The following is a 9,052-nucleotide window of genomic DNA, read 5'->3' as shown; positions in this document are numbered from 1 at the left end:
GCTCGCCCCGAGGACTCGCAACGGCGTGCAGCCGATCCCACCGCCGCTGCCCGCAGACCGCAGACCTTCTTCTTTGCTGTCGCGCTTGCCAGTTGCGGTCTGGGAGGAAGTTCAAGGGGGTGGGAGTATAGCTTCGCGCCCCCAGCATACAACTTTAGCATCAAATGAAAGAGGCTGGCTCCGCTATAAGATAAGAGGGACAGGGCAGTGTAGGTCGAAGATACTGCTACGAAACATGAAGAGACAGCAATCTGCCTCCGTTGGCACATTCTAAGTTTCAGATGGCAAACGCTTGAAGGCCTAGCCCTCGATTGCCCGGGCCAATCCATAAAGGCTTGCTGATTCTCCCCGCGGCCCGCTAGATGCCATTGCGCATGGCGCAGTCGAGCGGTGACCGGGCCCCTCTGGCGGAAGTGGCGGCGCTTCCGTGATGTCGGCACCTGTTCTTTTTCCAGCCGTCTGGAATCTTCCATCATGACACAAGGAACTTCGCCCCAGACCGGAGGCTCGCAACTGGATATGCGTGGCCGCCCGGTACTCTCCTATCTCAAATGGGCCATCATCGTGACCGGTATTGGTCTTGCGCTCGGCGCATTCCTGGGCTGGCAGACCACCGGCACTTTCGGTGGGATGCTGTCGATCCTTTTCATCTGCGCGGTGCTGGCCGTTCTGGAAATCTCGTTGTCCTTCGACAACGCCATCGTCAACGCGAACAAGTTGAAGGAGATGCGGCCTGAATGGCAGCATCGCTTTCTGACCTGGGGCATCCTGATCGCCGTTTTCGGCATGCGCATCGTCTTCCCATTGCTGATCGTGGTGATCGCGGCCGGGATCGGCCCTTGGCAGGCCCTGCTGCTCGCTGCCAGCCGACCCGAGGAATACGCCCGCATCATGCATGACGCGCATCTGCCGATCGCGGCATTTGGCGGCACCTTCCTGATGATGGTAGGCCTCAGCTTCTTCTTCGATCATGAGAAGGACGTCCACTGGGTTGGCTGGATCGAACGGCACATGGCGAAATACGCGACTATCCGAGGGGTCGAGGTGGCAGTCGTGTTGCTGTTCGTGCTGGGCTTCTCGCACCTGTTGGAGGGTGCCGAACGCGAAGTGTTCTTCAGCGCAGCCATCTGGGGATTGATGACCTTTCTTCTGGTCGAGGTTCTGGGCGGTTTGCTGGACAGTGCCCAGGAGACGCTGCATGGCGCGGCCCGCGGCGGCCTTGGCGCATTCCTTTATCTTGAGGTGCTGGATGCCTCGTTCAGCTTCGATGGCGTGATCGGAGCCTTTGCGCTCAGCCAGAACCTGTTCGTTATCGCCATCGGTCTCGGCATCGGCGCCATGTATGTGCGTTCGATGACGATTATGCTGGTCGAAAACAGCACCCTGTCCGAGTACCGCTATCTCGAGCATGGCGCCTTTTATGCCATCATTGCCCTGTCAGTGGTGATGTTCGCCCAATCTCTGGTGCACATCCCCGAGGTCATTACAGGGCTCGGCGGAGCAGCCCTGATCGGCATATCCCTGTGGTCTTCGATCCGGTGGAACAAAAGAATGGCCGCGCAAGCTGCCTAAAGGAACTGAACCGGCAGGGAAGCGCAGCGCACCAGCGTTGGCCCTGCCGGGCAGATTCACGCGTTCTGGTCGCTGACAACAGCCCTTGAGGACGGCACATCCAGTCACAGGCCTTCGTCAGGCTCATCAAAGGCGAATTTGTAGGGATGAAAAGTGACGAGAGCCTCGTGATTGAGACGGTCTGGAAAATGACGGACATGTTTGTCGGTCCCTTATTTCTCTGAATATTGCCCTGCACCTTGTCGGAAAACTTGCCTCAACAGGTGCCAAGATATCTGCCACATAAGGTTGGACCATGGCTGCGGAGAAGAAGACCAAACGACCTCTTTCCCGCTCAGGCTTGAAATGGCTCGGCGATGAAGCATGGCAAGGGCCGCCTCTTCCCTTGCAGTCATTACTTTGATGATCGGACTTGGTGGCAATACAAGCATTCTCCATAGCCCCGTCTGGAAACAGACATTAGCCAAGAGAAGTTCAACCCTAGCCGAGTAGCTGCGGCTGACCAAGAACCGGAGCATCAGCTTGACCCGTGGCACCGTGACAGAACTTAAATCTGCCCTGGATATTGCAGTCAAGCATGTGTCACTGCTTAAGTCTGGCTCCGGCACTTTGGTCGCTTAAAAAGAACATCATGAGAGGACGCTGACTGCTCGAGGTTTTTGTGGCGGACATATTTGAACTTTATCAAGCGGCTGACCACATGATGGGTCTTGAATTTTCTGACCAGCCGACATGAACAGCAGGATCATTGGCCCGACGGGTCAAGGCGGCCGGTGCGAAAAGCTAACTTCCAGCTGAGATGGACCTTATATGTTACCGCTGCACACTGCCATCGCCAGATGCTTACCTTCATCGCCTGCAACGGGTTGGTGTCAGTGCATGTGTCAATCGCGCAATGGCGGCGCTGTGTAGGGTCGTAGGGAAAAGCGCATCGGTCGCACGGGCAGGAAACATCGGACAAGACTGTCCGCGCGAACAGTTTGTCTTTCCAGTCGCCTACAACCCTTCCAGCAGCCGGATCTTGAGGGCACGAAAGGCGCGGCGGGCGCGGGAATCTCTTTCATCATCCAGCATGGTTTCCATCTGGGCGCCCAGTTGCCGAAGGCGGGCGTCGCCTAAGCGCTGAGCCTCCTTGAACATGGACTGCTCCTCGGACGAGGCATGGTGGTCGACGGCCTGATGAAGGGCGCGCAGTTGCTCTTCGAAAGCCTGGCTCGAAGGGCCAAGACGCAGCGTCACCGCCAGCATGTCGGCAAGCTGCTGGTGCTCTGCGTGGGCCAGGGGGACATCCTCGCTGACCGACCGTACGGCGGGATAGAAGATCTCGTCTTCGACATGTTCGTGAATTTCGAGTTCGGCAGAAAGCAGGCGCATCATGTCGCGGCGCTCGGGGTCCTGTGGGTCCATCGCTTCGACGGTTTCGAACAGCCGGCGCAGCAGTTAATGATGTTCGAACAACACCTCGTCAGCTTTTCGGGCTCCGGCTGGAAGGTCGGCTATTCCCTCGGCTTCGGCAGTTCGGGCTGCATCAATCTTTTCGGGCGACAAGGCCTCGTCGCCGGGCTCGGAAACACGCTTGACTTTGACCTGGCCATCCCGGATCCGCGCGTCGTAACGGGGTTGGGGCGCAATTGAAGGGCCATCCAGCACGCGGCCTGTGGCGAGGCAGTAACGCGATCCGTGCCAAGGGCAGACAAGCCCACCCTCCTGCACCCAGCCTTCATCCAGCGGTCCACCCATGTGCGAGCAGCGCGAGCCCACGGTATGGACGCGGCCGCCATGGCGCACCAGCGCGATGCCGATCATGGCGCGGGCCGTCTCGTCCCAAACCTCGGCGCGACGGGGTCGATCCTCCTCCAGCGCGGCAAGGGCGGCCACGGTCTGGAATCCGCGCGGTTCGGGAGAACGGTCTGCCTGATCGACACCCACACGGCGTCGATAGACCAGATGTCCCCCGAGGTAGGCCCCGGCGGCCAGAGCAAGCCAACCTGTCGCACTCAACGCGCGCCCGACCCTCCGGCGCCCCCGGCGGCGCATGGCAAGCGACCCGATGGTCAGGCCAAGTGCGGTGGAATTCAGCGCCGCATGGGCAAGCCCGGTGCGCCGGTCCCGACCATGGATCTGGCGCCAGTCTGCAGCACCCGCCGCCGCTGCCGCCACAGCTCCTGCCACGCCGATGGTCAGCGCCAGATCGGCGGCCGGGCCGGCACGCCCCGCCCCCAGACCCATGGCGTCACAGGCATGGAGACCGAGCGCCATGGTCCAGGTGCCGACGGGAAGTGTCGCCAGTGCCGGATGAAGCGGATGGCCGAGCCACGTTCCGTGCAACGCGTTCTGGATCGGCTGCGATGCCGTTCCGGTCACCTCGAGCGCGCTGGAAAGCACGTTCGCGACCGCGTAGGCTGGCGTATCAAGGCGCTCGGCTATTTTCAATAGATGCCGTGAACTGTTCTGTCGCTGATGCCATGCCAGCCTCCCTTATCGTCATCCCCTTGAGCGTAGAGGCAGGAAGTATGAGCGGCAACTCCTGCCCCTAGTGATCGCGGAATTGTTGCACCGCCACGCTTCTCCCAGTCCGCCGCAGGTTCCTCCAGAGAGCAACAGTTGACAGGAACTCCAGTCCTTGCTTCAAGCAAGGCGACACGGAAAACCACCTGCCCATCGGAAGGCGTTACCTTCACCATCATGGGGCGAGAGCTTCTGGGAAACGGCAGGCTGAAAAGACCTGCCGATGATATCCTGTCACTGCACAGTGTGCTGCTCGATTGGTAAACGGGTGGCGGTGGCGATCCCGCGCATCGCCTTGGGCAGCCAGCAGGCCGCCGCCGATAGAACAGCCTGCGCCTTGGGCAAGACTAGAAGGCGGGACAAGAGCGTGGCGCGATGCACCTGACGGCAAACATCGCGCGCAAAAGCTGCCTGAAACTGATCGGCAGGACGTCCGCTGAGATAGCAATCTGCAGCAACATGGGCACTGTGAAGCGCCATGGAAATGCCGTTTCCTGCAAAGGATGGTATGACCGCAGCCTGATCCCCCAGAAACCACGGACCCGCGCTGTTTCGGCGCACAAAGCCATAGGGGATTGCGCTGATCGCCAGCGGCCTTCCCGTCATCGCAGTGGCACAGGCCATTCGCTCTGCAAGGACCGGACTGCCCTTCATCATGTCATCCCAGAGGTTCTCCCATGAACCCAGCTGGGCAAACCGCCCTTTCCTGACCAGCAGGGACAGGTTGAACAAATCCTCCTCCACGGGCTCAAGGCCGCAGTATCCTCCCGAAAACAGATGTAACTCCACCCGCCTGGCAAGGGTTCGCGCTTGCAAAGGCGCAAGGCGAAACTGCTGCTTGAACCCGATAAGGTCGGGCTGCCGGCCGGGGGGGCGCTTCCATCCCCGAATGTCGTGCTTGCCACTGGCCATGAAGACGGCACGTGCCGTGACAGCATGATTGTCATCGTCCACGCGCCAAAGGTCCTTGTGCTTGCGAACTTCGAGGACGCGGGACCCGCGACGGACCTCGACGCCCGCCTCCTTTGCCAAACCCAGCAAGGCTTCATCAAGCACGCAACGAGACAGGCTGGCGGCGGGAAAAGGCAGTTTTGACAGTGCCACGGCACGTTTGTGGATCAGCGCGACAGAAGAAACCGGAACGGCGCCGAGTTGCTCCGGATCGATTCCCATCCCTCGCAGATAGAAAAGCGCCTCATGGCTGAGAAATTCGCCGCAAACCTTCTGATGCGGGCCATTCGACCGCTCAAGCAGCAAGACGCTGCGACCGGCTTTGCCCAGATTCCTTGCGAGACAAGCACCAGCCGGCCCGCCTCCGACAACAACAGCGTCGTAAGCATTTTTCATTGTCGTTTGACCCGCGAAACGCACAAACGGAACGGCAACCACCAGCGTATATCTGCCTCATCTACTCCGGCGGCGTCCAACGCCTGATGCCAATCGTCGCGCACAAAGCCGCGCGCGATCGAGACAGGGCCGTCATGCTGCACGAAGTGATGCAGGCGCAGCAGTCGCGACCCTTGGGCAAAGAGATGATACGGCATGGGGTGGCGATGCAGATCGTTGATGAACCAGCCAACCTTGGTTGCGTCCTCTTGCCAGCGCAAGAAGCGCACCAGCAGGTCGTCGGAAAGATGATGCGCCACCAGGGCGCTGACAGAAATGTCGACCGGCTCGTCTGGCCGGAATGCGAAGATGTCGCCGGTGCGCCAGTCGATCTGCATCCCATCAGATGTCGCCTCTCGCGCAGCTCTGGCTGACCAAGGGCTCAGGTCGATGCCTGTAAGCTTGACCGCCAGATTTCGCCGGCGCGCCCAAACTGCCACGGATCGCAGCATGTCCCCATAACCGCTGCCGACATCAAGGACATGCAGCGGTCTTCCTTCCGGCAGGAGGCCCTGGCGAAGCAGGCGGTCGAGGAAGGACAGAGTCGGCCGATAGGCCAAGGTCATGCGGTTGACGCGGGCGAGGTCTGTCAGGCAATCGCGAAAGGTTTCATAGTCGCATTCGCCGTCCATCAGTTCCGAATCCTGCGACCGGCGCGAAAAATCGGGACGGGAGGGTTTATCCATCATGCAACGCTGAAGCGCATGGTTTCCGCGACGATGCCCGGCCCGAAGGCCATTGCACAGCCTTGGCTTCCTTGCCTGCTTTCAGGGTCCTTCATCATCGCGTCCAGAACGAAAAGAACAGTGGCAGAGGACATGTTACCGCATGTGCGCAGCACCTCCCGCGAATGAGCCAGCGATGACGACGGTAAATCGAACGCCTGCTGCACGGCGTCCAGAACCGACCTTCCTCCGGGATGAACTGCCCACAAGGCGATGTCTTCAATACCTTCAGCGGGTAGGAAATCGTGCATCCGTTGGCCAAGATGTTGGGCAATGCTGGCCGGGACCTGCCCGGACAGGACCATGTCGAAGCCTTGGTCACCTATCGCCCATGTGATATGCCCGCTGGTGTCGGGCACCATCACGGATTTGAATGACTCCAGCGCCAGCCCTTCCTTGTCGGAACTGATCAGTGCCGCCGCACAGCCGTCACCGAAAATCATGAACGACAGAACCTGCTCCAAGTCACCGGTGTCCTGCAGGTGCAATGTGCAAAGCTCCAAGCTGACCATCAGGACACGTGCCTCAGGATCGGACCTGACGATATGCCTCGCCAGTCTGAGCCCGTTGATCGCGGCATAACATCCCATGAAACCCACTGAGGTGCGCTCGATCGACTTTTGGAGCCCGAACCTTTCCATCAGGTGAAAGTCCAATCCGGGGGCCGAAAGTCCGGTGCAGGATATGATGATCAGATGTGTGATCCTGTCTGGATCGGTGATCTGCAAACCTGCCACGGCCTCGTCCGCCAATCCTGGTGCAGCGGCTTCATATTGACGCATGCGCATTGCCGTAGTGGGAAAGGCGCCTGCAGCGTAAAATCCCTCCTGGTCGAGTGAAGAAAATTGTCCGGAATCGTCCGGCTTCAGGCAGGACCAACGATGTTCGATCTGCGCGCGGCCGGCCATCCGCCGGAACAGGACATGCCTGCCGTCCCTTTGCAGGATTCCTTCGGCAAAGTCCATGAAGGTCTGGTGGACATCATGGTGTGGAACAGCAGTGCTGATCCTGTTCAGATAAGCCGTAGCCATAACGCCTCGTCCAGCCGGGTTTCTCGGCGTCAACGGGACTTGGCTGGGAAGGTTCCACGCAACAACTACTACCCGGCTTTCCAGGTGGCCTAACTGAGATCCTTGCTTGAGCCCATCCTGATGCCTGCGCGGGCGTGATTACGCTGGCACGGATCCTCCTAGGCAGCGCATTTCCAGCGGGCAAGCAGCCGGTTCGGTACATTGCTTCACTCGATCATGCGTGAGGATACAGAAGCTGCTGGCCGCACAGACAGGGTCCGGCGAAATGCTCATGGCTCTCTGATGACTATTTCTACTAACTGCACGTCCGTTCCGTGCTATGCTCAATGCCCTACGAACGAGTGGCAAAGAGCCAAAAGGTTTTCGGTTCTTTTGAACATGCTTTCCAGCCCTTCACTGAAACGCTAAGCGAGATGAATAAGAGCACGAGGTCGGTACGATACCGATGACCGGGCGCATGTTCTCAGCCTGTGCATGAGAACTTCATACAGGAGCGCATTGTCCATTTAAGAGGCAGACGCTGGCACAGCATGAGGCCCCACCAAGCATGACTTGTGAATCTTTATGGTCTTCAGAGGAACGCCTGCTTGACTGGAAACCTCGCCCACACGTGATCTCGAACTGATGCAAACGGACGAGCCATTTCTTGCGACTCGAATATTGCCCTCTTCATATGCCGATCAAGGGCACGTCACGATGGAGGTGGAAACCGGCTCTGCCGATGCATACCCCGGGATGCCAGCAAAACGTCCTGCCTTGACCATGCTCATGCTTTCTCATCACTGACTCCTTGAGGATACAATGGCTCTGGGCACTTCAAGTCCTTCGGATACCGTCTTGTTGCTGCGGCTCGTACCAAGCGGCCGGACCCTCCTGCAGCCGTGCGACGGTATTTCCGGGTGCCGTCACACTGCTCTTGCCGCCGCAGCCTTGTGCGAGTTCCCAAGTGCGAGACCCAAGTTTACGCTTGTAATAAAGTATTAAGATGCGATCATCCTCTGGTTGCAGAACATGAGGAGGTGGCACGTGATGCCCCGTGTGGTGCTTACCCAGTACAAGACTGCTGAACAACTGGAGATAAGATTCGATCGGCGTGCGGAATTGCATGTCGATGAGGCTGCAGGAGGTGGAACGATCTTGGCCGTGTACCTTGAGGACAGCCAACTGCTTTTCCATGTGCGCGAAAGTCGTCGACAGTTGCAGGCGATGGTACGGCTTGCCTCTGAGCATTGAATCATGGAGTGCCCGTGACAGACGTCTCAGCTTGTGCCGGCAGTCTTCCCTTGTGCTCCGTAGCTTCTGGAGAAAAAGAGTGTGAGGGTGCGCAGAAAGACAGTGCCCGCACAGCTGAACATGCCTCAGCCGTTGTGACAGCCTAGGATGATCTGGTGCGGCTCCGTAACAAACAGATTGGCCGAAGCTGCCAAGAAAACTGGCGGCTTTCATGGTACGAGTTGTCAGCATTCAGCGTTGAACAGGAGCAGCTTTGAAGCAGAGGGCATAGCCGCGTAGGACAATTTCGTTGCCGATACTATCCCACTTGGACTTCGACTAATGCCGATCCTGCTTCCAAGGGCTTGCAACAAGGCATCGCAATTCGCAATGACGCGGCAATATGCCTGCGCAAGCAGGCAAGAAGATATCTTTGTTCAGAAAGGCCGGCAAGAACGCATGAGTGAGATTGTTGCGCTTTAATCAACTGTCAAAATTTCTTGGCGGTACGATTGCAAAAAAGTGTGGCAATGAAGCTGCCTGATATTGACCTAGGGTCAGTCCCTATAAATTTGCGTTGTTGTGCAGCCGGTTGAGGCAAATAAGCAGGCCATGAGC

General features: G+C 58.6%; 8 protein-coding genes. 3 read left to right on the top strand and 5 right to left on the bottom strand.

Annotation, left to right across the window (positions count from 1 at the left end; translation table 11 throughout):
- Positions 1-474 precede the first annotated feature (474 nt).
- On the top strand, positions 475-1,572 hold the full coding sequence (locus tag ACLHHB_RS11585) for a DUF475 domain-containing protein (RefSeq protein ID WP_410218437.1): 1,098 nt from the start codon (positions 475-477) through the stop codon (positions 1,570-1,572).
- Positions 1,573-2,568: 996 nt separating this feature from the next.
- On the opposite strand, the gene ACLHHB_RS11580 is transcribed toward ACLHHB_RS11585, so the two are convergent.
- The 5 genes from ACLHHB_RS11580 to ACLHHB_RS11560 form a co-directional block, all read right to left on the bottom strand.
- On the bottom strand, positions 2,569-3,000 hold the full coding sequence (locus tag ACLHHB_RS11580; protein WP_410218438.1) for a hemerythrin domain-containing protein: 432 nt from the start codon (positions 2,998-3,000) through the stop codon (positions 2,569-2,571).
- Between the two features lie 12 nt (positions 3,001-3,012).
- Positions 3,013-3,957: a Rieske 2Fe-2S domain-containing protein gene (locus ACLHHB_RS11575; protein ID WP_410218436.1), complete on the bottom strand. Its 945-nt coding sequence runs from the start codon at positions 3,955-3,957 to the stop codon at positions 3,013-3,015.
- Positions 3,958-4,314: 357 nt separating this feature from the next.
- Entirely contained in the window at positions 4,315-5,427 is a 1,113-nt protein-coding gene (locus tag ACLHHB_RS11570; protein WP_410218435.1) for an FAD-dependent monooxygenase, read from the bottom strand.
- On the bottom strand, positions 5,424-6,032 hold the full coding sequence (locus ACLHHB_RS11565; RefSeq protein ID WP_410218434.1) for a methyltransferase domain-containing protein: 609 nt from the start codon (positions 6,030-6,032) through the stop codon (positions 5,424-5,426). Before ACLHHB_RS11565 ends, ACLHHB_RS11570 begins: the two co-directional genes overlap by 4 nt.
- Before the next feature lie 119 nt (positions 6,033-6,151).
- On the bottom strand, positions 6,152-6,979 hold the full coding sequence (locus ACLHHB_RS11560; protein ID WP_410218433.1) for a type III polyketide synthase: 828 nt from the start codon (positions 6,977-6,979) through the stop codon (positions 6,152-6,154).
- 93 nt (positions 6,980-7,072) lie between these two features.
- Here ACLHHB_RS11560 and ACLHHB_RS11555 point away from each other — a divergent pair, with 93 nt between their 5' ends.
- A complete protein-coding gene (locus ACLHHB_RS11555) occupies positions 7,073-7,315 on the top strand; it encodes a hypothetical protein (RefSeq protein ID WP_410218432.1) in 243 nt (80 codons plus the stop codon).
- A 936-nt stretch (positions 7,316-8,251) separates the two neighbouring features.
- Complete coding sequence (locus ACLHHB_RS11550; protein ID WP_410218431.1) at positions 8,252-8,455, top strand: hypothetical protein; 204 nt, start codon at positions 8,252-8,254, stop codon at positions 8,453-8,455.
- The last annotated feature ends 597 nt before the right edge of the window (positions 8,456-9,052 follow it).

It is taken from the genome of Paracoccus sp. (in: a-proteobacteria) (assembly GCF_046462195.1).
Classification (GTDB): domain Bacteria; phylum Pseudomonadota; class Alphaproteobacteria; order Rhodobacterales; family Rhodobacteraceae; genus Paracoccus.
Note: the sequence above shows the minus strand (reverse complement) of the source record. Positions and strands in the feature narration are given on the sequence as shown.

Coding starts and splice junctions, on each gene's coding strand:
- ACLHHB_RS11550 (WP_410218431.1), top strand. CDS start 8,252: ATGCCCCGTGTGGTGCTTACCCAGTACAAGACTGCTGAACAACTGGAG.
- ACLHHB_RS11560 (WP_410218433.1), bottom strand. CDS start 6,979: ATGCGCATGCGTCAATATGAAGCCGCTGCACCAGGATTGGCGGACGAG.
- ACLHHB_RS11570 (WP_410218435.1), bottom strand. CDS start 5,427: ATGAAAAATGCTTACGACGCTGTTGTTGTCGGAGGCGGGCCGGCTGGT.
- ACLHHB_RS11555 (WP_410218432.1), top strand. CDS start 7,073: ATGTTCGATCTGCGCGCGGCCGGCCATCCGCCGGAACAGGACATGCCT.
- ACLHHB_RS11565 (WP_410218434.1), bottom strand. CDS start 6,032: ATGACCTTGGCCTATCGGCCGACTCTGTCCTTCCTCGACCGCCTGCTT.
- ACLHHB_RS11585 (WP_410218437.1), top strand. CDS start 475: ATGACACAAGGAACTTCGCCCCAGACCGGAGGCTCGCAACTGGATATG.